Source organism: Mycobacterium sp. FW102-FHT13B02, assembly GCF_058790275.1.
The window spans coordinates 227947-254932 of record NZ_JBYTCM010000003.1 but is presented as its reverse complement, the minus strand read 5'-3'; the positions used below and the strand labels follow the sequence as shown (position 1 = coordinate 254932).

General features: G+C 64.3%; 26 protein-coding genes and 1 pseudogene. 5 read left to right on the top strand and 22 right to left on the bottom strand.

Annotation, left to right across the window (positions count from 1 at the left end):
- The first annotated feature begins 240 nt into the window (after positions 1-240).
- Complete coding sequence (locus AC3WTE_RS06900; RefSeq protein WP_492436598.1) at positions 241-675, top strand: hypothetical protein; 435 nt, start codon at positions 241-243, stop codon at positions 673-675.
- A gap of 25 nt (positions 676-700) precedes the next feature.
- On the opposite strand, the gene bphC is transcribed toward AC3WTE_RS06900, so the two are convergent.
- The 3 genes from bphC to AC3WTE_RS06885 all read right to left on the bottom strand — a co-directional run bounded on the left by bphC (position 701) and on the right by AC3WTE_RS06885 (position 3986).
- Positions 701-1609, bottom strand: coding sequence for a biphenyl-2,3-diol 1,2-dioxygenase (gene bphC, locus AC3WTE_RS06895; protein WP_492436832.1), 909 nt, complete (start codon positions 1607-1609; stop codon positions 701-703).
- A 6-nt stretch (positions 1610-1615) separates the two neighbouring features.
- Positions 1616-2797, bottom strand: coding sequence for an acyl-CoA dehydrogenase family protein (locus AC3WTE_RS06890; protein WP_492436597.1), 1182 nt, complete (start codon positions 2795-2797; stop codon positions 1616-1618).
- 109 nt (positions 2798-2906) lie between these two features.
- On the bottom strand, positions 2907-3986 hold the full coding sequence (locus tag AC3WTE_RS06885; RefSeq protein WP_492436596.1) for a 2Fe-2S iron-sulfur cluster-binding protein: 1080 nt from the start codon (positions 3984-3986) through the stop codon (positions 2907-2909).
- A 231-nt stretch (positions 3987-4217) separates the two neighbouring features.
- On the opposite strand from AC3WTE_RS06885, the gene AC3WTE_RS06880 reads away from it, so the two are divergent.
- Positions 4218-5054 carry a mycofactocin-coupled SDR family oxidoreductase gene (locus tag AC3WTE_RS06880; protein ID WP_492436595.1) on the top strand — a complete coding sequence of 279 codons (837 nt, stop codon included), beginning with the start codon at positions 4218-4220 and terminating at the stop codon, positions 5052-5054.
- A gap of 84 nt (positions 5055-5138) precedes the next feature.
- Here AC3WTE_RS06880 and AC3WTE_RS06875 read toward each other — a convergent pair whose 3' ends face one another.
- A complete protein-coding gene (locus AC3WTE_RS06875; RefSeq protein WP_492436594.1) occupies positions 5139-5519 on the bottom strand; it encodes a hypothetical protein in 381 nt (126 codons plus the stop codon).
- Between the two features lie 211 nt (positions 5520-5730).
- Between AC3WTE_RS06875 and AC3WTE_RS06870 the strand changes: the two genes are divergently transcribed.
- Entirely contained in the window at positions 5731-6570 is an 840-nt protein-coding gene (locus tag AC3WTE_RS06870; protein WP_459366095.1) for an IclR family transcriptional regulator, read from the top strand.
- A complete protein-coding gene (gene lipP1, locus AC3WTE_RS06865) occupies positions 6567-7490 on the top strand; it encodes a LipP1 family hormone-sensitive lipase (RefSeq protein WP_492436593.1) in 924 nt (307 codons plus the stop codon). Before AC3WTE_RS06870 ends, lipP1 begins: the two co-directional genes overlap by 4 nt.
- Positions 7491-7634: 144 nt before the next feature.
- Here the strand turns inward: lipP1 and AC3WTE_RS06860 are convergent, their stop codons facing one another.
- The 3 genes from AC3WTE_RS06860 to AC3WTE_RS06850 all read right to left on the bottom strand — a co-directional run bounded on the left by AC3WTE_RS06860 (position 7635) and on the right by AC3WTE_RS06850 (position 9642).
- Entirely contained in the window at positions 7635-8282 is a 648-nt protein-coding gene (locus AC3WTE_RS06860) for a twin-arginine translocation pathway signal (RefSeq protein ID WP_492436592.1), read from the bottom strand.
- Positions 8279-9064 carry an Rv1363c family protein gene (locus AC3WTE_RS06855; RefSeq protein ID WP_492436591.1) on the bottom strand — a complete coding sequence of 262 codons (786 nt, stop codon included), beginning with the start codon at positions 9062-9064 and terminating at the stop codon, positions 8279-8281. Before AC3WTE_RS06855 ends, AC3WTE_RS06860 begins: the two co-directional genes overlap by 4 nt.
- 155 nt (positions 9065-9219) lie before the next feature.
- Complete coding sequence (locus AC3WTE_RS06850) at positions 9220-9642, bottom strand: Rv2576c family protein (protein ID WP_492436831.1); 423 nt, start codon at positions 9640-9642, stop codon at positions 9220-9222.
- 293 nt (positions 9643-9935) lie between these two features.
- Between AC3WTE_RS06850 and AC3WTE_RS06845 the strand changes: the two genes are divergently transcribed.
- Positions 9936-10448 (top strand): Rv2253/PknI dimerization domain-containing protein, encoded by a 513-nt coding sequence (locus tag AC3WTE_RS06845; protein WP_492436590.1) that lies wholly within the window; start codon positions 9936-9938, stop codon positions 10446-10448.
- 64 nt (positions 10449-10512) lie between these two features.
- On the opposite strand, the gene AC3WTE_RS06840 is transcribed toward AC3WTE_RS06845, so the two are convergent.
- The 15 genes and pseudogenes from AC3WTE_RS06840 to nuoL all read right to left on the bottom strand — a co-directional run bounded on the left by AC3WTE_RS06840 (position 10513) and on the right by nuoL (position 26984).
- Entirely contained in the window at positions 10513-12069 is a 1557-nt protein-coding gene (locus AC3WTE_RS06840) for an MCE family protein (protein WP_492436589.1), read from the bottom strand.
- Positions 12069-13250, bottom strand: a complete 1182-nt coding sequence (locus tag AC3WTE_RS06835) for an MCE family protein (protein WP_492436588.1) — start codon at positions 13248-13250, stop codon at positions 12069-12071. The genes AC3WTE_RS06840 and AC3WTE_RS06835 overlap by 1 nt, the downstream gene beginning before the upstream one ends.
- Positions 13250-14716, bottom strand: coding sequence for an MCE family protein (locus AC3WTE_RS06830; protein ID WP_492436587.1), 1467 nt, complete (start codon positions 14714-14716; stop codon positions 13250-13252). Before AC3WTE_RS06830 ends, AC3WTE_RS06835 begins: the two co-directional genes overlap by 1 nt.
- Complete coding sequence (locus AC3WTE_RS06825) at positions 14716-15795, bottom strand: MCE family protein (protein ID WP_492436586.1); 1080 nt, start codon at positions 15793-15795, stop codon at positions 14716-14718. The genes AC3WTE_RS06830 and AC3WTE_RS06825 overlap by 1 nt, the downstream gene beginning before the upstream one ends.
- Positions 15795-16826, bottom strand: a complete 1032-nt coding sequence (locus tag AC3WTE_RS06820; RefSeq protein ID WP_492436585.1) for an MCE family protein — start codon at positions 16824-16826, stop codon at positions 15795-15797. The genes AC3WTE_RS06825 and AC3WTE_RS06820 overlap by 1 nt, the downstream gene beginning before the upstream one ends.
- Positions 16823-18010: an MCE family protein gene (locus AC3WTE_RS06815; protein WP_492436584.1), complete on the bottom strand. Its 1188-nt coding sequence runs from the start codon at positions 18008-18010 to the stop codon at positions 16823-16825. Before AC3WTE_RS06815 ends, AC3WTE_RS06820 begins: the two co-directional genes overlap by 4 nt.
- An 11-nt stretch (positions 18011-18021) precedes the next feature.
- A complete protein-coding gene (locus AC3WTE_RS06810; RefSeq protein ID WP_459366084.1) occupies positions 18022-18882 on the bottom strand; it encodes an ABC transporter permease in 861 nt (286 codons plus the stop codon).
- Positions 18879-19649, bottom strand: a complete 771-nt coding sequence (locus AC3WTE_RS06805) for an MlaE family ABC transporter permease (protein WP_459366083.1) — start codon at positions 19647-19649, stop codon at positions 18879-18881. Before AC3WTE_RS06805 ends, AC3WTE_RS06810 begins: the two co-directional genes overlap by 4 nt.
- A gap of 207 nt (positions 19650-19856) precedes the next feature.
- A complete protein-coding gene (locus AC3WTE_RS06800) occupies positions 19857-20264 on the bottom strand; it encodes a hypothetical protein (protein ID WP_492436830.1) in 408 nt (135 codons plus the stop codon).
- Positions 20265-20309: 45 nt separating this feature from the next.
- Positions 20310-20519 (bottom strand): annotated as a pseudogene (locus AC3WTE_RS06795) (TetR/AcrR family transcriptional regulator); the annotation flags it as partial.
- A 314-nt stretch (positions 20520-20833) separates the two neighbouring features.
- Positions 20834-21403, bottom strand: a complete 570-nt coding sequence (locus AC3WTE_RS06790; RefSeq protein ID WP_492436583.1) for a nitroreductase family protein — start codon at positions 21401-21403, stop codon at positions 20834-20836.
- Between the two features lie 98 nt (positions 21404-21501).
- Complete coding sequence (locus AC3WTE_RS06785) at positions 21502-21996, bottom strand: polyketide cyclase (RefSeq protein ID WP_492436582.1); 495 nt, start codon at positions 21994-21996, stop codon at positions 21502-21504.
- Positions 21997-22018: 22 nt separating this feature from the next.
- Complete coding sequence (gene nuoN, locus AC3WTE_RS06780; RefSeq protein ID WP_492436829.1) at positions 22019-23551, bottom strand: NADH-quinone oxidoreductase subunit NuoN; 1533 nt, start codon at positions 23549-23551, stop codon at positions 22019-22021.
- 5 nt (positions 23552-23556) lie between these two features.
- Entirely contained in the window at positions 23557-25095 is a 1539-nt protein-coding gene (locus AC3WTE_RS06775; protein ID WP_492436828.1) for an NADH-quinone oxidoreductase subunit M, read from the bottom strand.
- Between the two features lie 5 nt (positions 25096-25100).
- Complete coding sequence (gene nuoL / locus AC3WTE_RS06770; protein WP_492436581.1) at positions 25101-26984, bottom strand: NADH-quinone oxidoreductase subunit L; 1884 nt, start codon at positions 26982-26984, stop codon at positions 25101-25103.
- Positions 26985-26986 lie beyond the last annotated feature (2 nt).

Genomic DNA, 26986 nt, shown 5'->3' with positions numbered 1-26986 from the left:
AGCCTGCTGTCGGCAGTAGCTTCGGGATGGGTCGGTGTGGCGTGCAGCCGTCCGTCGTGCCGCGCGGCGTCCACAGATGACGCTCTGCTGAGGTGCGAGCGCGAGGATGCCCGCTCAGCGGATATTCGGCACCGTCCCGGCCTTGTGCGCCGTAACTTCTTGCTAGTAAGCGGATCACAGCTACTTCGACCGGCGTTTGCCGGTGGCGTTCGACCCGTAGGCACGTTGGCGAGGGCAGGTATGAAATCAATCGTTTCGGCCATGACGCTGGTCGCCGCTACGTGGATGTCGACGCCATTGGCGCACGCGGATATCCGCCACGGGAACTTCGAACTGAGAATCTCTGGCCGGCACGACTTTCACAACTGGCTCTGGGCACTGTCGAGTTGTCAGGGCGACTGTGTCCATGTCCAGGCGATTCCACAACCGGTGGCACGAGCATTTCCGTACCAGGGCGACGCGCAACTGCACGACGGACGGTTGACGCTGACCGTTGATGTGCCGGATGGATTACGTTGTGGGGATGTCTATTACGGCCCAGTGATACCGACCCGGGATACCTACTCGTGGGATCCGAGTACGATGTCCGGGGCGCTCTCGTCGTCGTTCGCCACCGGCTGCGACGGATCGCCCGCCGGGACGTTGACCTATCCGTTCGACCTCGTACAGATGTAAGTTCGCGTGACGCGGGGCTCGCGTGTCATGGGCGCATGGCCGCCGGGAGGTCCGACACCCACTGGTGGCCCCAGTAGCTGTCGGCGGTGATTTCCTTTGCCGTGTAATAGGTTTCGTCGACCTTCATGCCCTCGGTGCCGAACTCGATGTCCCAGTCGCCGGGAGCACGCACATAGAAGGACACCATCTTGTCGTTGGTGTGGCGGCCCAGGGTGGACGAGAGTTGGAAGCCTTCGGCATTGACCCGGTCGAGGGCCTGGCCCACCGCGTCGAGGCTGTCGACCTCGACCATGAGGTGAATGAGGCCGGGATCGCGCAGATTCTGCGCGGGGCAGATCGCGAGGCTGTGATGGCGCTGGTTGACGCCCATGAATCGAACCCGGACGGGTCCGAACTCCGGTGGCACCGGGACACGGAATGCACCGCGGGACTTGAAATCGAGGACCTCCGTGTAGAACTCGAACAAGCCGTTGACATCGAGTGCGGGGAGCACCACGTGTCCCAGGCCCTGGTTGCCGGTGACGAACTTTGCTCCGTGCGGGGTGATGACGGGTGAGTGGTCCAGGACCGGGCCGTGAAACACCTCGAGTAGCGTGCCGGCCGGATCCTCGAAAGCGATGACTTCTTCGACACGTCGTGCATCGGCTTCCGCCAGCGACAGCTGCTTGAACGGCACGCCGGCGGCTTCGAGTGCGCTCTTGACCTGCTCGAGGTCGGCATGGTCGCGGACCTCCCAGCCGACGGTCATGATCTTGTCGGACTCGCCGGGCACCACGATGATGCGCGCAGCACGTTCGTCCATTCGTAGGTACAGCGCGGATTCGTCGGGTCCGGTACCGGTCGCGAAGCCGAGGACGTTGAAGGCGAAGTGCCGCCAGCGTTCGATGTCGGAGGCGGCGACGGTGACGTAGCCGAGGCTCTTGATCAATCCCACGGTCACTCAGATCATCGCTCGTAGCGGACCCTGCGGATCCACGCCAAGCGAGCTCAGGGCCGAAGCGTGGTAGACCGTGCCCGGAACGTGAATGGCATGCGCCTGGCCGACGTGCACATCACGCCAATAGCGCTGAAGCGGTTTGTCCATTCGCGCGGCGTTGCCGCCGCAGCGTGCGAACAGCTCGTCGACCGCTGAGACCGCGCGCCACACCGCCCGCACCTGGGTGCGCCGACCGGCCGCGCGATCCTCGAAGGACACCTCCCTGCCCGAGTCGACCATGTCGAAAATTCTGTCGGCGTTGGCCAAGAGCTCTTGCCGGGCCGCGTTGATGTCCGCGGCGGCCTCACCGATGGCGTACATGACGTACGGGTCGTCCTTGATCGAGATTCCGCTGGAGTTCACCCGCTCGCGCTGGTAGTCGAGTGCAGCGGCCAGCGCGCCCTCGGCGATGCCGATGGTCGCCGAGCTGATGCCGAGCGGGAACATCGTCGACCACGGCATCAAGTACAGGGTTTCGGTCATCCCGGCTTCGCGCTGGGCGGTGCCGTCCATGACCTTCATCGCATCCATCGTGCGGTACGACGGCACGAATGCATCCTTGACGATGACGTCTTTGGAGCCGGTGCCGCGTAGCCCCACGACATTCCACGAGTCCTCAACGATCTCGTAGTCGGCGCGCGGCAAAATCATGTGCAGCACCTGCGGCGGCATCAGCGGCTTGCCCTCGGCGTCACCGATCATCGCGCCCAGGAAGATCCAGTCGCAGTGATCGGTGCCCGAACTGAACTGCCAGCGGCCGTTGAAGATGTAGCCGCCATCGACCGGCTTCGCCACGCCTTGTGGCGCGTAGGGGGAGGCGACCCAGGTGTCGACGTCGTCAGCCCAGATTTCGGATGCCACCCGTGGGTCTGCGTAAGCGAGCTGGTAGGGGTGAACGCCGACCACGCCGTTGATCCAACCCGCGGACGGGTCGAGCGCGGCAGTGGCCATCACGGTTTCGGCGAACTCGCGCGGGTGGACTTGCAGGCCGCCGTGGGCCTTCGGCTGCAACAGCCGAATGTTGCCGGCCGACTTCATCAACTTGACCGTCTCGTTGGTGAGCTGTCCAGCCTTTTCTGCCTCGGGCCCCTGCGCGCGTAGTTGGTCGGCGATCGCGCGCACCCGGTCGATTACCCGGTCGGTCATCTTCTCGTCCTATCGGTCAATGGCTGCCACTGATGGTCCAACAGTGGGCTTCCCGCCGCTGAGAACCGTTCCCGGTGAGCGGAAAAATGTTGTCGTGTAACGATGTTCTTCAGAATTTGATGTGCAGGTCGTCTGAGACCGGTGTGGCCTGGCAGGCCAAGATCAGGCCGTCGGCGATGTCCTCTGGTTGCAGTACCTCGGAGGTGGCCATGTCGACGTGGCCGCGGAGCACGGTGGCCGCGCATGACCCGCATTGGCCCTCCCGGCACGAGTACGGCACATCAAGGTCTGCCGCGAGCATCGTGTCGACCAGTGTTGCGCGCCGCGGCCATCGCAACTGGTGGCAGTCGCCGTCGATGTCGACCTGAACCGTCGCAGCGTCTTCGTCATCGGAATGATCGGCCGTGGAATCGATCTCATCGGCGAACGGATCGCCCGACAATGACTGGAACACCTCGAGATGAATGCGTTCGCGCGGAACCCCGGCCTCGGCCAGCGCTTCCTTGATCACGGTCATGAACGAGGCAGGGCCGCAGATGAACGATTCGAAGGTGTTCGACCCGGCAAAAACAGTGTGCGCAAACCCGGCCATCTGGGCACGCGTCGGCAATCCCTGTACCGATTCCAGCCAGTGCAGCACCGTCAAGCGGCCGGCGTAACGTGCAGCCAGCTCGCGTAGTTCGGCGGCGAAAATGACCGAGTGCTCGTCACGGTTGGCGTAACACAGAATTGCCCGCCCAGAGCCTGACGCCATCGCTGACTTGAGGATTGACATCACCGGAGTGATACCACTTCCGGCCGCCCACAACAGGAAGTCGCTGTCGAGCGAAGCGGGCGTGAACACGCCGGCAGGTGGCAGCACTTCGATGGTGTCGCCGACAGAGACGTTGTCACACAACCAGTTCGACCCGTAACCGCCCGCAGTCCGCTTGATCGTCACCTTCGGCGCGGGATCGGTGTGCGGTGAACTCGCCAGCGAGTAGCACCGCGCCACCGAGCCGGTCTGATCGCTCGGAACGCGAAAGGTCAGGAATTGCCCCGGCCGATAGGCGAAGCGGTCCCGCAGCTGTTCGGGGACGCTGAATACCAATGACCGTGCGTCAGGGCTCTCCGCGATGACATCGGCCACCGTCAGCAGCACGCCACGACGGGCACCAACGGTTTCGGTGTCGGTTTCGACAGCGGTCATGTGCTGAAATTCTGGGACGCCGAGGGCGCGGACCCAACCGGTCTCTCCGATGAGCGGGATCCGGGCACGGGTTTCCGATCACCGGGAATCGACGCTGATTTGGCTGCCCCGGCTCCCTACCGTTGGTGTAGTGCGCGGGGGATCGAACACCGACGTGGACGTCGGGGTCGTCCTGGCCTCCGACGAGGGTCGCTACATCACCTGCAACGCGGGATTGACGGGGAGAACCACATGAGTGCGCTGCGGCTGGCCGGCAAGGTCGCGTTGATCACCGGCGCGGCCCGCGGAATCGGCCGCGCCCAGGCGGTCCGGTTCGCCCAGGAAGGCGCCGACATCATCGGGCTGGACCTCTGCGGGCCGGTCGAGACCGTCTCGGTCCCGTCAAGTACTCCAGCAGATCTTGAGGAGACCGGCAGGCTGGTCAGGCAGGCCGGTCGCCGGATCTACACCGACATCGTCGACGTCCGCGACCTCGAAGGCATGCAGGCAGCGACCGATCGGGGTGTCGACGAGTTCGGAGGACTTGACGTCGTCTGCGCGACGGCCGGAATCACGTCACGTGCGATGACCGTCGATCTCAGCGAAAACGCCTGGCACACAATGGTTGACGTCAACCTGACCGGGGTGTGGCACACGTGCAGAGCTGGCGCCGAGCATCTGATCGCGCGCGGCGGCGGCTCCATGGTGCTGACCAGCTCCATTGCGGGTCTGCGCGGTCTCGTCGGGGTGGGCCACTACACCGCAGCCAAGCACGGGGTGATTGGACTGATGCGCAGCCTCGCGCACGACCTGGCGCCGCACGACGTCCGCGTGAACTGCATCCTGCCCACCAACGTCGACACTCCGCTCATCCAGAACGACGTGGTCCGAGTCGCCTTCCGGCCGGACCTGGACCGGCCACCTACGCGCGATGAGTTCGCCGCTGCCGCGCGCCGGATGAACCTCCTGTCCATCCCGTGGGTCGAGGCGATCGACGTCGCGAACGCGGCGCTGTTCCTGGCCTCCGACGAGGCGCGATACATCACCGCGATCACGTTGCCCGTTGACGCGGGCGCCACGCAAAAATAATTCCGCCAAAGGAATTCACGTTGGATCCCAGGCGAGATCATGAATGTGTCTGTAGTGCAGGAAGATTGGTCGATCCGGTCCTGGTCACTGGTCGCCCGGCACCCAGCGAGTGGTGTCGTCGACCGCAACACAGCTCAAGAACACACCGTCGGGGCTCTGGGCCACGTCATTCACGAATTGAGGACAGGGTGAGCCCTCGACCTTGATGCCCCTCATCGGTGGCGAACGAAAATAGCGCGGCTCATACCGACGCGGAGAGCCGCAGAACACGAGGCGTCCCCATGACGTGGTGCCGAAGACGAAATGCGACGTGTCGGCGCACGGGGCTCCCAGCACGACGCCGCCGGAGATGCCGGGTGTGCAGTAGGCATCCTCGCACGGGGCAGGAGCGTCCGCGGCCGCCGCGGCCGCAGGGCCGAAGCTGAGCGCGCCGACGGCGATGGCCAGCAGCAGGTGATTGCGCATTCGTCTCCCGAGGTCATTGATGGGGTCGTCGGATTCAGCTGTACCGACTTCCGGGAACGGGCGATAGGTGGCCGACCGGTGAGCGGAAACCCGCCCGAGGCGGTGTGGCCGCCGGTGGCTTGACATCGATATGTGACAGCCACCACAGCATATGGTAAAAAAAGCACTATTCCTATTTTGACTATTCCTGTGATGAGCCTGGAGGGTTTCGATGACGCTGACCGTCGATATGGCTGCCGAGACGCCTAGCAATGTGATCGATCGGGTTTCCCTGGTGCTGGAGGCGTTCGACGGGTCTGGAAGTCTCACCTTGGCGCAGATCGTTCGTCGCACCGGGCTGCCACGTTCGTCCGCGCACCGGATGCTCGAGCGCCTGGTGAGCCTGCGGTGGCTGAGCCGCGATGGGTTCGATTACGAGCTCGGCGTGCGCTTGGTGGAGTTGGGCAACCTTGCGCTCCAACAGGACCGAATTCATCGAGCGGCCATGCCGCTCCTGCGCGACCTGCACCGGGCCACTGGACTGGTGGTGCACCTCGCCGTCCTCGACGGCCCTGATGTCGTGTACCTGGAAAAGATCGGCGACGAGGTGGTTGCCGCCATCCCGACGCGCGTAGGTGGGCGCCAACCCGCTCAATGCACCGCCGTCGGCAAAGCGATCCTGGCCTATCACGACTCTGCTCACGTTGACCTTGCGAATCGGCGGACGCGGTACTCGGTAGCTACGAGTTCCCAGCTCGCCGGCGAACTGGACCGAGTCCGGGCCCACGGCGTGGCCACTGAGAGGGAAGAGTCTCTTCGTGGATTCGGCTGCGTAGCGGCACCGATCGGGCCGGTAGGCGAAGCCGTGGCCGCAGTCTCGGTGTGTGGTCCCATGACACAGATGACGTTCGACCGACGGTTGGTCACGCCGGTGCGGATGACCGCGACGGCAATCTGGCGTAATGCCGAAAGCGTCCGCGAACATGCGAGTCCCACGCTCCTGCGTCCCCTGCGGGGCGGTATTGCGGCACATAACGCGGAGCTGCGTGCGTCGGCGATGCGACCCGCATGAGCCTCGACCCGCAAGTAGCGGACCTCATCGAGGTCCTCGATACCGGATTTCCCAAGGTGTCCACGATGACCGGCGCACAGGCCAGGGCCGCGATTCGCGCACGGTTCGTGCCGAACCCGCAGCCCGAGCCGGTCGCCGGCGTATGGGATGACCAGGTGCCGGTCGACGGTGGGCACGTGGCCATCCGGATATACCGCCCGGCAGCATCCGGACCTTTGCCGGTGCTGGTGTACGCGCACGGTGGCGGTTTCGTCTTCTGTGATCTGGACAGTCATGATGGCCTGTGCCGGAATATGGCGAATCTCGTTCCGGCGGTGGTCGTTTCGGTCGCATACCGACTGGCCCCGGAGCATCGGTGGCCCACAGCCGCGGAGGATTTGTATGCAGTGACCTGCTGGGTGTCCGAACACGCGGACGACTTCGGTGCCGACGCGCAACGAATCGCAATCGGGGGCGACAGTGCGGGTGGAAACCTCGCCGCCGTGACCGCTTTGATGGCCCGCGACCGAGGCGAGTTGCCCATTGCTGCGCAGATGCTGCTCTATCCGGTGATCGCCGCGGATTTCGACACCGACTCCTACCGCCGATTCGGCGCGGGTTACTACAACCCGCGCGAAGCACTGCAATGGTATTGGGATCAATACGTTCCGGAGCCCAGTGATCGCCGCCATCCGTACGCGTCCCCGCTGTGTGGTCTTCTCGAGGGATTGCCTCCGGCGGTCATGGTGCTCGCCGGTTGCGACCCACTCAAAGATGAGGGCCTGGCGTATGCCAACGCGCTGCGGCAAGCGGGCGGTACCGTTCAGCAGTTGTATTTCGCCGGCGGAATACACGGCTTCATGACGATGCCCATGTTCGATATCGCGCATGCCGCCCGCCGGCAGGCAAGCCGCGCCCTGGGCGAGTTGCTGCGTCGGTAGCGACGTCGCGTCGCCCGCGCGCTGATCGCAACCGTTCGACGCCCAGATGTGCAAATGCACTGATGTAGAAGGCCCGGGTGCTCTCATTGTGAGGGCGCTCGGGCCTTGTACATCTTTGATACCTCCGCCGCAAGGCTCAGCCGACTAGATCGGATCAAACGACGAAATCCGCCACCCGCCATCAATTTTCGTGAGGCCGACATTCACGCTGCTCGCCGACTGTGTCGGTTCAGGGTTTTCGCGACTGGTGGTGGTTTGGTTCAGGAAGATCAGTACGTGTGCGCTGTCTGCGTGTGCATCGATCGTGGCGGCACGGAGGACCGACGCGACGGCGTGAATGTCCTTCTGCTTGGCGGCAGGCGCGACGAACTGGTCGGCGAACTGGCTGTAGTACGTCAAGAATCCGCCGGTCAGATGTGAACGCGCAGCCGCCAGATCATGGTCCAAAGTCGCAGGCGCATAGGAGAGTAACGCCACGGCACCTTCGGATGCGGCCTTGGCGACCTGGGTTGTGGCTTCGGCGCTGGCGCGGTCACTGAGATACGTGGTGAAGTACAGCGCACCTGCGGTGCCGGCGCACGCCAGCACGAGGCTTGTGACGGCGATGGCCCGCCACCGGTCTGCAAGCCGTCGAGTCAGTCGCTTCGGCCGGTCGGGGTCTGAAGCGGTTTGTTCTGATACGTCGGCGCGTTGATCGTCGACGACCGCGCGGTCGTCGACGGACTGAGCACTGTCGGCATCCTCGGCAGTGGCGTCCTCAGCGGTGTGGGGTACTGCCGTGTCTGTGGTCATGGCACGAACTCGACTTTCGACATCTTGAGCTGCGCTCCGTCCCTGATCATGGTGACACTGAGGCGCCAATTGCGTGGTTGTTGGTTGGTCCCTGCGGTATTGCTCACCGTTGTCGCGGTGGTCACCAATACCACAGCAGAATCCGGCGTCATCGATTCGACGGCAGCGCTGCGTACGGTCGCCTTCGTTGCTGCCTTGGACTCGCGGGCAACCTGGACGAAATCCTTTGCATCGGCTTGAAAGTCGTCACGAAACTGTCCGGTGGAATTGGCAATGATCTGCTTGACGTTGTCCTCGGCCTTGGTGCCGTCGATCGACATCAGCGTGACGACTGCTTGCGACGCGGAGGCGGCGAATTCGGCCTTTCGCTGCAGCTCGCTGTCGAACTGGCGGTCGTAGTGGAGCATGTAGCCGGTTGCGGCGAGAAGTGCGGCGCTTGCCAGGACGGCGACGGTGGCCAATGCCGCCCCCAACTTCGGGCGCTGTAACCGCCGCCGTACCTTCGTCGACGACGCTTGCGCAGCAGCGGTTTCGACGTCAGCGAGATCTGATGTCGACTCGGTGGGTTCGCCGTCGCCCGGCGAACCGTCGACCTCGACTGCCCGTGCACGAAGCCCGTCGGCTCGTGCGCGCGCGGCTGCTGCCAGCTGTTCTGCGGCAAGGGCCTCTGCCTCCGCTTGGCTGATGACCGCCAGGTCGAAAGCCTGCGAACGGTCGTTGTCCTCGGTCGCGCCCGGGGCGTTCACCTGCGTTGCCGTATCGGAGCGGCTGAGTAACCGCATGATCCACCTCCGGTTCCCTGCTGGTCTTGGGTGCTGATGCCCGTCGGTGCCAAGCCCGTTCTGGCCGTCACGTTTTCGACGCTAATGCGGTCCGGAACCGAATGGCGAAGAATTCCCGCCCAGCGGTTGATGGACGCGCCTGGGGTGCCTGGTGGTCACCAATTTCGCAATGAGCACAGAGCGCCGCTGGGGCCGTCAGCGCGGTTGACCACCCTGCCGTCGACGGTGAGCGTGCAGCGCAGCGTTTGCCCGAGCTGCGGTGGCTGACCGGCAGTGGTGACGGTGACCATCGCCCATTGGCCGGGGTCGTCAAGGGTGGCTTCGTGGACCCACGGTTTTCCGGGTTCGAGATGCACATCGTCTCGTGGGCTGAATTCATAAGGGTTGTGGCTGTATTCGGCCCAAGTGGGCGGTTCGACATCGCGGTAGTAGATGCCCGCATTGGTGGGCAGATCGGCGGTGACGGTGTACGTCACATGGTGCGGCGCCGGGTCGCTGTCTGCGGATGCGGACTGTGCCGTCGCTGTACCGAAGGTGATCACCAATACCGAGCCTGCCGCCAGCGTCCACCGCGCCATTGCGGCAGGAGTTGCCGTTGTGCCTCGACCGGTGACACGCCCTCTGATGTCGCCGAACGGGTGGAGGTGGTTGGGTACGACTGGCACTGCCCAACTGTGGCACACCGTCGGCCCACCGAGGGCACGATGACCGCTTGGCGGGATTTTGTCTGTCACCCAATGCGGGAAGCTGGACAGTAGTAGCTGTTCCGGCTGTGTGGCAGCATCTTTCGATGAACCTATGTGGCCGGACTCGCGCCGTGTGGTGGCCGCCGGCGGACGTCAAACGGGGTTCGGTGCAAAAGGAGCGGGTCATGCGGATATCAGCGACATCGATCGCGGCGACGGCGGTGGCCGTTGGGCTGTCGAGTGGGTGGGGTTGCGGCATCGCCAACGCGTCGAACGACTGGGGTCTCAATGGCACCTATGTCGCTACGTCCAACGGTGAGTGGGCGAAGACCAACGACATCTATCACGACGAGGCGAGCATCCGCAGCACGTGGACGATCACGACCAAGTGCAGCTACCCGACCGAATGCACCGGCAAAGTCGCGAGCGACTGGGGATGGACGGCGCCCATCTATATGAAAAGCGGTGTCTGGTATGTCAAGAAGACAGTGGACAACTGGCAGCCGTGCGGCGATGGCAGTGCAGGACCGGGACTTCAGGTGTTCAGGTTCTATCCGGCTACCTCCGATGGGGCCGGTGCGGATTCGACGTCGACGACACTGATGGGCGAGGACTCCACCACCGGCGTCAGTGGCTCGTGCGGCAGCAGCAGGGTCGTGTTCATCACGATGCCCTTCAAACTGGTCAAAGTCGCTTGACCCGGTGCTGACTTCTTGGGGCCGGCACATTCCTGAGATTGTGCCGGCCCCAAGGTCCAAAACGTCAGGCTGTGAACAGGTCCCGCCACGTTCGTTGACCACCCTGCGGAGCCAGATCTTTCTGACGGTAGACCCCGCCGTCGGGAGTGGCGTAACGGCCGGTGGCGGGATCATAGGTGGCGATGGCGACCGACGGCCCCGCCGAATGCTTGGGGCTGAAGGCGCTCGGCGCTACTGGCGCAGGCGTGGCGCCCGGGGGCGGTGGGGGAGCGTCCGGCGCGGGCTCGCCGGTTGGCGGCTGAGCGGTTGCCGGCCCCGGCGTTCCGTTGATGGGCCCGTAGATCGTGCTGTCGTGATCAACCCGAGAATCCGGCGGGATCCCCTGAGCGAGCAGGTTCGGGTCGATCGGGTACGGCCCCAGCGCATGCTGACGCATCGCCAACGGCTCGAAAGGTTTATCACTGTCGCAGATTTCAACTGTGGGAGCGCGCTTTCCGGGATTCCCCATGCACGGGTAGTTGCGTGCCCCACGCACGCCGATCGGCGAATCCTGCGGCAGCTTGCAGTACAACCCGTCGGGGGTGTCGATGTCACTGGTGTCTTCCGGTGAGCGCCATGACGACGGCGGCAGAAAGCCGACTGTGCAGGCCGGCGGATCGCTGATGTTCAGGGTGAAGTCGCCCATCGCCATGCCCGTCGGATTGTTCTTGGGTGCGCCGTACGACTGGGTGGACGACACCACAGGTGGCAGGAGCACCAACAGCTGTTCGAGGGACGGGTGGTAGGTCACGGCCACCTGGCCGAGGCTTGTCAGGTTGGCCAAGAGCAGCGGCAGAGTAGGCTTCACCTGGTTGAACAGGCGGGAGCCCTCGTCCGCTGCGCCTGGCCCCTCCTTGAGGAGCGTTCTCACCTGCGGGTCGTTCTGGACCAGTTGCCGGCTGATTCCGGCGACGCCGTGGGCCCAGGTCCGGATGGCATCGACCGATTGGGCCTGTCCATCCAGCAAGGGCCTGCTGTCATCGATGAGCGCTCGGGACTGGTCGCTGACGCTGTTCGCGTCTGCGATCAACCTCGACGAGGAATCCAACAGGGACCCGGCGTCGTAACCAGAGCCGTTGAACGCCTTGAATGTTTCGTCGAGCAGTGGACTGATCTTGTCTTTCGGGATGCTGTTGATGAGTGCGCTGGCTTGATCGAGCATCGGTCCGACGGCTTGGGGGATCGATGTTTTCGCCGCAGGAATGACCGATCCGTCGTGCAGGTAGGGGCCTGCCTCGTTACGGGGTTGCAGGTCGACATATTGCTCGCCGACGGCGGACACGCTCAGGACTGCGGCGTGTAAATCCGCGGGGATCTTGGACGCTTGGTCGAGTGACAGGGTGGCGACGGCACCGTCACGGGTGGGCCGGACATCTGTGACCTTGCCGATCTGCACGCCGCGGTAGGTGACGTTGGAGAACCGGTATAGCCCTCCGGTCGCCGGCAGCTGCAGGCTGACCGTCATGCGCCCGAGTCCCAGCAAGGTGGGGGCCTGTAGGTAGACGACCAGCATCACCGCCAAACCGACGATCGAGGCGGCCGCGAAGAGGCCCAGCTGAATGCGTACGAAACGAGTCAGCATCAGTTGCCGCCTCCGTTCAGATTTGCGGGGCCGGCGGGTGCCGAAGCCGGCAGCGTTGCAACGGCTTTCGGCGGAGCGGTCAGCAATGTGCCCAGCGGGTCCTTGGTGTAGTTGGCGTACCAGGGATCGCCGGGAGCGGGAACCAAAGGGGCTCCTTCCTGGCCCCAGCGGGTGCCCAGCAGCAATCCGCGCTTGAGCCGGGGGATCGTGAAATCGAAGGTGATGAATTCGTTGAGGTAGTCGCCACGAATACCGCGGTCGATGAAGTTCTGCGGGTAGGGATACGTTGGCGCAAATGCCAGGACAGTACCCAGATTCGGCCCGACGTCGGCCAGTGCGCGGAGGGTCGGTTCAAGGTTGCGCAGGTTGGTGACCAAGTCGTCTTGGGTGGCTTTGATCAGCTTGGTCGCGGTGCTGCTGAACACACCGAACTTCTCCATGGCGGTTGTGATGCGGGGCTGTTCCCTGATCAGGACATCCAGTGCGGGCGGGATCCGTTGCAGGGCTTGGGTGATCACGTCGCTCTGCCCGGCCATGGTCCGGGCCAGGCGAGTGAGCGCGGTGATGGCGGCATTGATGTCGTCTCGCTGATCGGCGAAGATGCCGACCACATTGTTGAGTCGGGTGAGCAGGTCGCGGATCTGGTCTTGCCTACCGTTCAGCGCATTGTTGGTCTCGGTGACCAGTTCACCGATCCGGCCGAGCCCGCCGCCGTTGACGAGGACTGCTAGCGACGACAGCGTCTGTTCCGTCGACGGGTATGTCGATGTCCGGTTCAGCTCCAGGATGGTGCCGGGCGACAGCCGACCGGAGGATGGCTGTCCCGGGGGCGGGTCCAGGGCCAGATGCATGGACCCGAGCAGACTGGTTTGTCCTACTGTGGCAACCGCGTTCGCGGGGACTACGGTGCCAGGTTTGACCGACACCTCGACGTCGGCATGCATGTTGCGCACCGTCATCTTGGCCACGCTGCCCACGATGACATCGCTGATCATGACGGGCGAATTTGCTTCCAGCGTACCCACATTGGCGAGCTCCACGTGATAGGTCGTGGCGTCGGAGCCCCGTCCCACCGTACCCGGCAACGGCAGCGAATTCAGTCCGTGGAACGCGCAGCCGGTGATCGACACCAGGGAACAGGCCGATATCGCAGTAAGGCGGGTCAGGGCCCGTCGGGTCATCACGGGGTGCCTCCTGGGTTCGGCGCGGCGGGCGCGGGCGCGGCTTCTGCGGGAAGGAGCAGGTCCCGCACAGTGGGCGTCTGTGGCGAGGGCGCGGCGCCGGCTGGTGGTTGGGGGATCGGCGCGCCGGGGAACAACGCGGGCGCTGGATCTGCCGGTAATCCGTTGGGCACGTATGCACCTGGAGGCCCTGGTGGCGCGCCCCACCCGGCAGGGGGTGCCACGTCGTTGGCGCCGGTGTATGCCGATACTGCCGGGGGCTCGGTTTGGGATTCGGCACGGGCGCCGCTTCCGCCTGGGGCGAGTTTGGGATCGGTGTATACCAGATTCTCCGGGCTCGGTGCCTTGCGCAGATAGACATTCGTCGGCAGCGGGAGGTAGTTGAAGTTGATCAGAGACAATGCCGGGCCGAGATACTGTGCGCACAACTTCGATGATTCTGCTGCCGTGGCATTCTTGACCGCCGCGATGGCTGAGCACACCACCGACACTGGATCGGCGAAGTTCGACATCGCGAAAGCGCCGACGGCTGTGCCACTGTCAGGGTTGTAGATGTTGTAGCCGTTCGCGATGGCGTTGGGCGCCACGTGCAGCACATTCTCCAGCTTGAGTTTGTTGTCGACGAGGTTCTGGGTGACGTTCGTCAGCCGCTGCAACTGTTCCACGGTCTGATCGCGGGTACCTGCGACGAAGCGCCGAACCTCCCCGACGGCGGACGCCAGATTGGTCAGGGCGGCATCGAGATCGGACCGCGCACCGTCGACGACACCGGTGACACTCGCGAGGCGGTTCTGGAACTCGACGATCTGGGCGTTGCTGTCGCGCAGCGCGGTGACGAACGTCTGCAGATTCTTGATGATCTCGACGACGTTGCCGCTGCCGTGCGCCAATATTCGTCCGATCCCCGAAAGCTGGCTGATCGCTTGGTGCAGCTTCTCGCCGTTGCCATCCATCGCGGTAGCGGCGCTGTCGATGAAACGGCTCAGCGAGGTGGCAGAGGAACCACTGACTGGCCCCAAGTCGGTGGCCAACCGCATGAGCTGGTCTTTGACCTGGTCCCATTCCACCGGCACCGCGGTCCGGTCAACGCCGATCTGTGCACCGTCGGCCATTGTGGGACCGGCATCCTCGTACGCGGGCGCCAACTGCACGTATCGGGCGGCCACCAAGTTCTGCGCCATGATGATTGCCTTCGCGTCTGCTCGGATCGGCACTCCGTGATCGATCGCAAGCGTCAGCCGCGCCTGGCTGCCGGCCGGTTCGATGCCGGTGATCGTTCCCACTTTGACGCCGGCGACGCGGACTTCGTCGCCAGGATAAATCGCTGTGGCGGAGGTGAAGTACGCGGTGATGGTGGTGGGACGGAAGACGGTTTGCCGCACCAGCAGCACGCCGCCGGCGAGCGCGAGCACCACCAGCAGGGCAGCCGCGACGCGGGTCAATGGTTGGCGATGGCGGGTGATCATCAGTGGCCTCCCGGAATACCGTTGTGGGGCCAGGGGAACTCGGCCCGCGGACCTGCGTTGTCGGCGGGCTGGCCGGCGTTGGTGCCGCGGCGGAATCCGAAGGCGTAGTCGAGGAACGGTTGGATGGTCTGTGAGGGGATGAGGTTGCCGACGAAGGCGTTGTAATACCACCCGTTGTTCACCGATTCGCCCTGCGTGACTTGATATTTGGCCAGCCCGGCAAGGGCCTTGGCGATGTTGTCGCGGTTCTTTTCGAGAATTGCGGTGACGGAGTTGACTTTCTGCAGGGTCGGCGCGAGAACCTTTTCGTTGTCGTGGACGAGTCCGGACAGTTGCTGAGAAAGTGCCGACGTGTTGGCCAGCAGATTGACAATCGCGTGGCGCCGTTGGTCGAGCACTCCGGTGAGCGCGTTGGCATCGAGCAGCAGGGTGTTCACCTGCGCGCTGCGTTGCGACAGAATGCCGGTCACGTCGGCCGCGCATTTGAGTAGCGCGGCCAGGGATTCGTTGCGGCTGTTGAGCGTTCGGGACAGGCGGGTGAGTCCATCGAATGTCGGTCTCAGCTGGGGGGCCATGCGGTCGATGGTGTCGGAAAGCGTGTCCAGCGAGTGGGTGAGTGCTGCGGTGTCGGTGTCGGCCGTGTTGGTGGTGAAGTCGCTGACGGCATCGGTGAGCGAGTAGGGAGACCCGGTGCGGGCAAGCGGGATGGTGTCGGCGGGGCGCAGACTGCCGGTTCCCGCCGGTTCCAAGGTCATCATCCGGGCGCCGAGGACAGTGCCCGTCCTGATGTGGGCGGTGGTCTGTGTGCCCAGAGTGACCGTGCCATCGAGAGTGAACGTCACCAGGGCTTTTCCGTGGCTGAGGGTGATGGCGCTTACTGTCCCCTTGGTGACGCCAGAGACCTTGACGTCGTTTCCGGGGGACAGTCCTCCGGCGTCGGCGAACACCGCGTGGTACCTGATCGACGTGGCCCACGACCATAGTTTCTGCGGCTGCAGGCCGATAGCGATGATGAGGATGATCAGCACCAAACCGATGAATCCGGTGCGCATCAGTTGCGATCCGCGGTATTTCAGCATCAGGGCTCCCCGCAGCGTCCGGTGTTCTGCATGATCCAGGGGAAGTACGCGGTGCGGCCTTGCAGATCCGTCACGCGGACATTCAAGCCGCACAGGTACTGGTTGATGAAGCTGCCGTAAGCGCCGAGGCGGACCAGTTTGCGGTAGTTGGCGGGCGCCTTCTGCAGCGCGAGATCCATGCGGGCCTTGTCTTTGTCGTTGTCGAGAAGTGCCGCCATGCGGTTGAGCTGGTTCACCGTTCCGGCGAGAGGCGGGCGGGCCTGCGTCATGAGTTCCGACAGGGAACCTGTTCCGTTGTTCAGCGCGGTGATCGCCTCGCCGATCGGGTCTCGTTGCTGCGACAGGCCGGTGATCAGCTGTTGCAGGCGGGTGACGGCGCCAGAGAACTTGTCGCCGTCCTTGGCGACGGTCGCCACGACAGTGTTCAGATTGTCGATCAACTGCTGAACGGTCTGCCCGTTGTCGGACAGTGCGGTGGTGAATGAAGTCGTTTGAGCCATCAGCGATTCCATGGTTCCGCCCTGGCCCTGCAGAATCTGGATCAGCGAGTTGGTCAGCGCGTTGACGTTCTGGGCGTTGAGTCCCTGGATGACGGGTTTGAGGCCACCCAGTAGCAGATCGAGGTCCAGCGCGGGCTCCGTACGGTCAGCTGGGATCTGGGTGCCCGCCTGCTGAATTTTTGTCGACCCCGGGCTGTCCACCAACTCCAGGTACCGGTTGCCCACGAGATCGAGGTAACGCACAACGACTTTGGTGCCGGTGGTCAGCACGACGTCGCGGTCGGCATCGAAACCTACGACCACGGTGTTGTCAGATCGCAGTGCGATGTCGTTGACCGTGCCCACGCGGATACCCGCGACTCGTACAGAATCACCGGTTTTGAGGCTGGACGCGTCGGTGAACACGGCTGAGTAGCTGTTTGTCGAGCCGGTTCGGTACTGCCCGAGGATTGCGAAAAGCGCTGCGGTCACCAGGAGCATCGTGATACCGAACGCACCGAACTTGAGGGCGGTCGAGTTGTGACGTGTCATCCTGGTTGCCCTGTCTGAGCAGTGTTGCGCGGCGGTCCGTCGAGCGGGCCGAACAGGGCTTGTTTGAGGGCATCGGAGTTCAACAGGATCCCTTGATTTCCGTACTGTGCGGGGTTGGCGTTGATGTCGGTGACCACGAACGGCGGCCGCTGCCCGAACCCCACGTTGGGTAGGTCCATGCACTGGGGACCGCCCGATGCGGCGACCTTCGGCAGGTTACCCGGATAGCGGTAGCGCTCTGTGCCGAGCAGGAACGAGTCCAGCAGCATGATGCCGGGCAACGGTTGCGGCGGTCCCATGGCAAGCGGCTCCATGCCCTTGAGCGCGCAGGTGAGCGCTTCGTTGTATTGATTGGTCAGATTGGTTGTGGGCACCAATACGTGCATTGCCTCGATGATCGCGTTGCTGTTGGTGCTGACTACGTCATTGCCGATGTCTGCCAATCCGATGGCGCTCAGCAGTACCTTGTCGAGGTCCTGTTGGCGTTCGACGATGGTGTCGCTGAGCTGCGATGCGTTGCGTGCGGCACTCATCAGATCGGGACCGGCGTCCGCGTATGCGGTGAGTACCTTTGGGGCCGTGGCGATTTCCTGGCTCATCGCGCGAAGGCTGGGATCGATCTTGGTGAGCATGGCGTCGAAATCGACCATCGTCTGACCCAGCTTGTCGCCGCGGCCGCCCAGGGCTTGGGCCATCGCGCCCAGTGTCTCGTTGAGCTTTTCGGGTTGGACCTGGGACAGCACGTCGACCAAATGCTCGAACACCGTGTTGATCTCGACGGTGACGTGGCTGGCGTCGAGAACCTGTCCCGCGTGCAGCGGCTGGGCAGATGGTTCCGCCGGTGGGACGAGGTCGACGTACTTGGCGCCGAACACAGTGCTCGACACGATCTGTACTCCGGTGTTGGCCGGAATCAGCTGCAGGTAGCCAGGATTCATCGCCAGATGGATAGCGGCGCTGCCGTCCGGTAGGTCTTCGATGGCGGCTACCTTGCCTACTTGGGCGCCATGCAGTTTCACCTTGGCGTCGGGGTTCATGATCAGTCCCACGCGCGAAGACAGCACTGTGACTGGTGCGGTGGCGGTTGCGCCACCGCGGAACAACACCACGGCGCCGACCACGAGCGCGGCGGTAACGCCCATCGCAGCAACGCCGGTGAGCAAACGTAATGAGTCGCGTGACATTCGATGCCTGCTTAGCCTGAGAGGTTGAAGTTGCCGTTGGACCCGTAGATGGCCAGTGAGATGAGCAACGTGATGGAGACGACCACGATCAGCGAGGTGCGGACGGCGTTGCCGACCGCTACGCCGACACCGGCCGGCCCTCCGCCGGCGAAGAAGCCGTAGTAGGTGTGCAACAGCAGGATCGCCAGGGCCATCAGGACGGCCTCGAGAAATGACCAGAGCAGGTCGATGGGGTTGAGGAAAGTGTCGAAGTAGTGGTTGTAGAGGCCGCCGGACTGCCCCAGCAGCACCACGGTGGTGAACTGGCTCGCGAGGAAGGACAAGATCACGGCAATGGCGTACAGCGGGGTGATCGCCAGCATTCCGGCCGCGATGCGCGTGCTCACGAGGTATTCGACGGATCGGATCCCCATGGACTCCAGCGCATCGATCTCTTCGTTGATCCGCATCGCGCCCAACTGGGCGGTGACACCGGCGCCGAAGGTGGCCGCGAGGCCGATGCCGGCGACGATCGGCGCCGAGATCCGGACGTTGATGAATGCGGCCAGGAATCCGGTGAGCGCTTCGATGCCGATGTTGCCCAGCGAGCTGTATCCCTGGATCGCCAGGACTCCGCCCGTGGCCAGGGTCAGAAATCCGACGATGACGACGGTGCCACCGATCATCGCCAAGGTGCCTGCGCCCATGCTGATTTCAGCGATGAGGCGGATCACTTCGCGGCGGTAGTGCGCCGCGGCGTACGGCACGGCCGCAATTGCTCGACCGTAGAACAAAATGTGGTCGCCGATGTCGGCGCTGATCTTCGCGGGCGTCTGCACGGCGCGGGTCAGCCGCGGGTAGGTGGACCGGAGCGGTGCTGTGGTTCGCGTCATCGGGTGGTCATCTGGATTCCGATGGCGGTGACCACCACGTTGACCACGAACAACGACATGAACGCATATACGACGGTCTCGTTGACGGCGTTGCCGACTGCTTTGGCTCCGCCGCCGGAGATGGTGAGTCCGCGGTAACAGGCCACAACGCCGGCGATGAGGCCGAACAGTGTCGCCTTGACGCAGGAGATGATGACCTCGGGAACGCCGGTGAGCAGCGTGATGCCGGCGGCAAAAGCACCGGGGTTCACATCCTGGACGAATACCGAGAACAGGTATCCGCCGAGAATGCCGATGACGACCACAAGACTGTTGAGGAGCAGTGCTACAAGTCCGGAGGCCAGCATGCGGGGAGTTACCAGTCGCTGGACCGGATTGATGCCGAGCACCTCCATGGCGTCGATCTCTTCCCGGATGGTGCGCGATCCCAGGTCTGCACACATTGCGGTGGCGCCGGCGCCGGCCACGATCAGCACCGTCACCATGGGGCCGACCTGTGTGACTGCACCGAACGCGGCGCCGGCTCCAGAGAGATCGGCCGCTCCCAGTTCGCGGAGCAAGATGTTGAGAGTAAAGGACACCAACACGGTGAACGGGATCGCGACGAGAAGTGTGGGTGCCAGAGACACCCGCGCGACAAACCATGACTGGTCAAGGAATTCGCGCCACTGGACGGGCCGCCGGAACGCGAATTTGGTTGCGTCGGCCGTCATGGCGAACAACCCTCCGACCGCTTGCAACGGACCGGCGAACGATCGCTGCGGCATGACGTACTCCGTTTCTCTACCGGGACATGCGAGTCGATGTGACCCGGGACACGTCCCACCGAGGAAGACTGGCAGGCGAGCTTCGGGCCCCGCCATCGCGATTCCCTCCCACCGGGATTTCGGCGGTGGTCGGCCGCCTCGTTCGGTGAGCGGGAAAAGGTACGACCTGAGGACGCGGGCGCCGAGCACTCCGCGAGGTAGTTCAAGTCACGCGACGGCGTCCTCGCCAGAGTCCGGCCGTGCAGCGCCGGGATTTACCTCGTTCGCGTTGTCCCACAGCGCGTTGACCACCAAGCTGAGGCGATGCATCACGTCGTCAAGGGTCGCGCGCTGTTGGCTGACGGCCACAACGTTGGTGACCCAAATGTCGGTGAGTACCTCAGCAACGCTCCCGTGCAGCTGCGACGGTCGTCTGTCGTGCAAGGCTGTGCAAAAGATTTCGATCAGCTGCTGGCGCACGATGTCGGCCAGGGCAGAGGCCTCTCCGTGTGCGTACAGGTACGGCCGGATTACCGCTTCGGTGAACCGAGGGGATGCACACAAAGAAACGGTGAGCATCCTGGCAACCTCTAAATTTCCGCGGCGGAAGTCGGAGCCGTCGATACTCGCGTCCATGGAGGCGGAGAAGTCGCTGACCCATCGGTGAAGGCATGCCAAGAGCAAATCGTCTTTCGACGTGAAGTACCGATATACAGTGCTGGGCGCGATACCGGCAGCGGTCGCGACTGAACGTATTTGACATTCTCCGTCGCCGAGGACTGCCAGTGTTGTCGCGGCCGACACGATCCGCTTGCGGAGTTCTTCTCGCCGGGACGGGTCCCTCAAGAACTGCTTGGTCGGCGCGGTACTCCGAGGGCCGGGCTGTGGCATCGTCGGCTCCTTCGATACGTAGTTGCGGGGCGAATGGCATCCTTCGCGCCAGACCGACGCGCCTTCCGAGCGCGCGATATGTTCGGCTCGCAACGCGAAAGTTGCTTTTTCGCAGACTGTTCGACTCCTCTATCTCCGCAGATCGCGGCGTCACGACGACAGCGAGTTGTCCGGTGACCGGAACGCGAATCACAGGGCAGGTCAGGTGCCAGTGAAAACCGGAGGGCGCTTCTCTCGGAACGCAGTCAGTGCTTCGCGCATGTCCGTGGCGCGAGCAGCCGGAACCTCGCCCCGTCACTGACCATCGGAGATGACTACGCTCTGCTCCAGGTGATTTCGTGTCGTGACAGCCGGCCGCGGCTCAGGGCCGGTGCCGTCGTTCCGTCTGGCGCGCGACCGGCCAAACCCAACGCTGTCATCGACGTCACCTCCCATTCGGCCGGGACTTCGAATTCACGCGCAACGGCGTCACGATCGAATGCCCTGAACTGATGCGCACCGAGTCCCATGACCAAACCCTGAATCGTCATGTGGGCGACTGCCTGGCCCAGGTCGTACCGCGCGAACTCGGAGTACTCCCAGTCCGTGTCTTCGACGAGGAGATGAGCCAGATTCACCACCAGCAGCGCGGCATCGAGAGCCCACCGAGCCGAGCTGGGCGCCAGGTGGCCCGCGATCCGCCGGTGGATCGGATCGTCACGGCGTCCCACGATGAACATCCACGGCTGGGAGTTGCCCGCCGACGGAGTCAACCGGGCAGCGTCGAGCAGCACGTCGACCTCAGCGTCACTCAGGGCCGCGTTCCGATCGAACCACACGGGGCTGAATCGCTCCGCCAATAGCGGGTGGACTCCACTCGGCGTGGCTTGATCGCACTCGGTCACATCAGCATGATGAGCTGAAATCTCCGATTTCACAACCAATGTGGTGTCGTTGCGCGATTGGCTCCCCGATCTGAGGGAATGTCAGAGTCGGCCGCCTGTTACTGCTCAGCGAGCAGCTTGAGGTTCAGTAGCTGCCGCCGCGCCATCACCAGGTCGCCTAGCGACAGCAGTGGTGCGACCAGTCGCAACGACTGCGGCGCTGCGACTTTCAGTACCAGTCGCGTTCTGTCATTGTCGATCGGGGTGAGCCGATAAGACATGTAGGCACCGATGATCTTCGCCGTCAACTGCACCTGATGGTCGACGGAGACAATTCTGCCCAGCGGCCGGCCGGCGCTGGCGCTGAACGGATCGCCGGGCTCAGGGTCGGTGAGGTTGTGCAGCTCGCGCGGCGATCGCCGCCCGAGGTTGTCGATCCAGTCGTACGAGTACGGCGCGAGGCGAACCTGAAGGAGCCAAGGCCACAAGCGTTCTCGTGTCGCATTCACCGTGACACCGCGCCACGCTTCGACCGACGGGTTGGCGACGTAGCGGTCACAGTCGTACTCGGCGCGAGTTTCAGCGTCGGTGACGCCCCAACGATCTCCGATCACCGGCTGCTCACCTCCGAGCGGCTCACCGCAAGAACTGACCGGCGTGGTTGGCCAGATCCAGCACCGGCTGCGGGACCGCGCCGAGTGCCAGCGTCACGAACGCCGTCAGCCCGATCATCGCGGTGCTGAGGCTGCCCGACTGGATTTCCGGTGCGTCGTCGACCGGATCGGTGAAAAACATCAGGACGATCACCCGGACGTAGAAGTACGCGGCAACGGCACTGACGATGACACCGATGACCACCAAGGACGCGGCGCCACCTTCGGCTGCGGCCTTGAAGACCGCGAACTTGCTGACGAACCCACTGGTCAGCGGGATGCCGGCGAAGGCAAGCAGAAACAGTGCGAACACCACACCGAAGAACGGATTCCGCCGTCCCAGCCCGGCCCAGCGGCGCAGGTCGCCTTCCTCGTCGCCGTCGGTGCGACGGACCACACTCACCACCGCGAACGCACCGAGCGTGCTGAACCCGTAGGCGAACAGATAGAACAACGACGCCGACAATCCGCTGCCGTTGAGTGCGATCACACCGGTGAGGATGAAACCGGTATGTGCCACCGAGGAATACGCCAGCATGCGCTTGACGTCGTCCTGCGCGATGGCGATCACCGTGCCCACCGCCATGGACAGCACCGCGATGATCGACAGCACCGGCCGCCAGTGGTCGGCGAGGGCCGGCAGCGCGACGTAGCAGACCCGCAGCAGCGCACCGAACGCGGCGATCTTGGTGGCTGACGCCATGAAGGCCGTCACGGGTGTGGGTGCACCTTGGTACACGTCGGGTACCCACGAATGAAACGGCACCGCACCGACTTTGAACAACAGGCCCACGCAGAGGAGCGCGATGCCGATGAGTCCGAGTGAAGCCGGTCCGCGGCCGGCGGCGACCCCGGACAGGCTCAGACTGCCCGAGTAGCCGTAGAGCATCGCGACGCCGAAGAGAAAGAACGCCGACGAAAATGCGCCCAGCAGAAAATATTTCAGCGACGCTTCCTGCGACAGCAGCCGATTCCGCCGAGCCAGGCCGCACATCAGGTACAGCGGCAGAGACAGCACCTCGAGCGCTACGAACATCGTCAGCAGATCATCCGAGGCGCCGAACAGCATCATGCCGCCGAGCGCGAACATCGCCAGGGGGAACACCTCGGTATGCACCACACCCGCTTTGAGCGCGACCTGTTCGGCGGCGCTGCCGGGTACCGTCGCGGCCTGCGGGGTGAACGCGGCCAGCCCGCTGCCGTCGGAAACCCGTTGGGCCATCAGCAGGGTCGCCAGCACGCCGACACCGAGCAGGGTGCCCTGCAGGAACAATGCCGGCCGGTCGATGGCGATGGCACCGAGGACCGCGGGCCGGCCGATCGCCGAACCCAGGTGCAGCGCTTGGGAAACCACCGCGATCAGCGCCGCCACCTGGCCGCCGATGCTCAAGATGACCTGGGCACGGTAGCGTGCCGAGCGCGGCGCGAAGGCCTCTACGAGGACGCCGGCCAGGGCGACGCCGAAGACGATCAGCATCGGCGACAGCAGGCCGTACTCGACGGACGGCGCGGGGATGGGTGTCACCGGGCGACCCCCTGGGCGGTGCTCGACGAGGTGTGGCCGACAGCGGGATTGATGATGTCGAGGGCCGGCTTGGGGTAGACGCCCAGCACGAGGAGCAGGGCGACCAGTGGTACCACCACGGCCAGTTCGCGAGGCATCAGGTCGCGGAGCTTGTCGTTGCCGTCGGCGACGGGGCCGGTCATCATGCGCTGGTACATCCACAGGATGTAGAGGGCGGAGAGCACCAGGGCGGTGGCCGCGACTGCCGTGACGGCCGGGTAATGGATGAATGTGCCTACCAGGACCAGGAATTCGCTGATGAACGGTGCCAGGCCCGGTAGCGACAGGGTGGCCAGCCCGGCGACCAGGAATGTGCCGGCCAGGACCGGCGCGACGGTCTGCACGCCCCCGTAGTCGGCAATGGCCCGAGATCCCCGGCGGGACACCAGGAACCCGGCGATCAGGAACAGCGCGGCGGTCGAGAGGCCGTGGTTGACCATGTACAGCGCGGAGCCGGACTGCGCCTGCTCGGTCATGGCGAAGATGCCCAGGATGATGAAGCCGAAGTGTGAGATCGAGGTGTAGGAGATCAGGCGCATGACGTCGGTCTGACCGATGGCCACGATGGCCCCGTAGACGATGCCGATGACCGCCAGCGCAATGATCAACGGCCGGAACGTCGCCGCGGACTGGGGGAACAGCTGTAGGCAGTACCGGAGCATGCCGAAGGTGCCGACCTTGTCGACGACGGCCATCATCAGGACGGCGGTGGCCGGGGTGGAGTGCACTGCCGCGTCGGGCAGCCACCGGTGCAGCGGCCACAGGGGTGCCTTGACCGCGAACGCAAACATGAATCCGCCGAAGAGCGCGTTGGCCAAACCCGGACTGACAATCAGCGTGCCGCCCCGCGCGGCGTCCGCGACGGCACGGAAATCAAACGTGCCGTGCGCGAAGAGCGGGCTGTTGGCGGTGGCCACGTACAGCCCGATGACTGCGGCCAGCATGATCAAGCCACCGAACAGGTTGTACAGCAGGAACTTCACCGCAGCCTTCGACGCCGCGGGACGGTCCGCGCCGAAACCGCCGATGAGGAAGTACATCGGGATCAGCATGGCCTCGAAGAACACGTAGAACAGCAGGATGTCCAGCGACACCAGGGAAATCAGCACCATCGACTCGACGGCGAGGATCAATGCGAAGTAGGCATGTGTCGACTTGGCCTGCGTGCCCGCGTCGTTCTTGTCACCGTCATGCCAGCCGGCGATGATCAGCAGCGGCACCAGGACCGCCGTCAGCGCGACCAACACAAGGGCCACACCGTCGACCCCGAGGATGTATCCGGTGCCGAACGACGGGATCCACGGATGGTTCTCGACAAACTGGTAGCGCGCCCCGGCCGGATCGAACCGCAGCGTGAGCATCAGCGCGATGGCGAACACGACCAGCGACACCGCAAATGCCGTCCAGCGCGCGAAAGCACGTGCCGTGGCAGGCAAGAGGATCACTGCCGCACCGCCGGCCATCGGGACGGCCCACAACGCCGTCAGCCACCACATTCCGGTCACCACACCCTCACCGTGAGAATGGCGGCCGCAAGCAATGCCGCTCCGGCCAACATGGACAACGCATACGACCGGGCAAACCCGTTCTGCCAGCGCCGAAGATCCTGCGACCCGCTGCGCACCAGCGCCGCGAGCTCGCGGGTGACACCGTCGACCGCGACGTCGTCGAAGTCGACCAGGTCATCGGTCAGCCGCCGGCCCGGCATCATCAGCACCCGCTCGTTGAACGCGTCGCCATACAGATCATTGCGGGCAGCGACCGTCAGCCCGGAGACGTTGACCGGCGCACTCACCGGGATGGGCTGCCGCGCATACATCCGATACGCGATCACGACACCGACACCGACCACCGCGAGCGTGACGACGGTGAGCAGCCAAGCCGGAATGGTGTGCTCGAGTTCCTGGTAACCGACGATCGGTTCGAGCCAGTGTTCCAACGTTCCGCCGACCGCGAGCAGCGCGCCCGCACCGATGGACCCGGCGGCCAGCAACACCATGGGCCAGGCCATGACGGAAGGGGATTCATGGGGATGTGCCTCGGTGTGCCAACGCTTTTCCCCGAAGAAGGTCATCAGCATGACGCGGGTCATATAGAACGCGGTGATGCCCGCGCCCAGCAGCGCGGCGCCACCGAACAGCAGGCCTCTGGTGCCGCCGACAGCGAAAGCGGTCTCGATGATCGGGTCTTTCGAGAAGAAGCCCGACAGTGGCGGCACCCCGATGATCGCGAGATACCCCATGCCGAACGTGGCGAACGTGACGGGCATGGCGGTGCGAAGCCCGCCGTAGCGGCGCATGTCGGTCTCGTCGTCCATGGCGTGCATCACCGAACCGGCGCCGAGGAACAGACCGGCCTTGAAGAAGCCGTGGGCCAGCAGATGCAGGATCGCGAGCGCGTAGCCGGCCGGACCGAGCCCCGCCGCGAGCATCATGTAGCCGATCTGGCTCATGGTCGACGCCGCAAGGGCCTTCTTGATGTCGTCCTTGGCGCAGCCGATCACCGCGCCGAACAACAGCGTGACCGCTCCCACGATCGCGACCGCCAGCCGGGCGTCGGCGGACTGGTTGAAGATCGGTGCCGACCGCACCACGAGGTACACACCTGCGGTGACCATGGTGGCCGCGTGGATCAGCGCTGACACCGGCGTGGGACCCTCCATGGCGTCCCCGAGCCACGACTGCAGCGGCACCTGAGCCGACTTGCCGCACGCGGCCAGCAGCAACAGCAGACCGATGAGCGTGGTGGTCGCTGCGGCGAGATGCGGCGCCTTGGCGAAAACCCCCGCGTAGGAGAGTGTTCCGGTGTGAGCGAACATGGCCGCCAGCGCCAGCGCCAGCCCGATGTCACCGACCCGGTTGACGACGAACGCCTTCTTCGCCGCTGCCGCCGCCGACGGCTTGTGCGACCAGAACCCGATCAGCAGGTACGACGCCAGGCCGACGCCTTCCCATCCGACGTACAGGCCCAGGTAGTTGTCGGCCAGGACGAGCAGCAGCATCGCCGCGACGAACAGGTTGAGATAGGCGAAAAAGCGGCGCCGGGCCGGGTCGTGCGCCATGTAGCCGATCGAATAGATGTGGATCAGCGCGCCGACGCCGGTGATCAGCAGGACGAAGCAGACGGACAGCTGGTCCAGCCGCAGCCCGAAGTCGACCTGGAGTTGGGCGACCGGAACCCAGGAGAACAGCGTCTGGTGCACCATCCGGAAGTCGTTGTCGCGACCGGACATTGCCACGAACTGGGTGGCACCGACTGCGAAGGCGCCGACAACGGCGGCGCAACCGAGCAGGTGGCCCCACGCGTCGGTGGCCTTCCCGCCGAGCAGCAATATTGCCGCGCCCGCCAGGGGCAGCGCGATCAGCAACCACACCGATGTCGTCATGG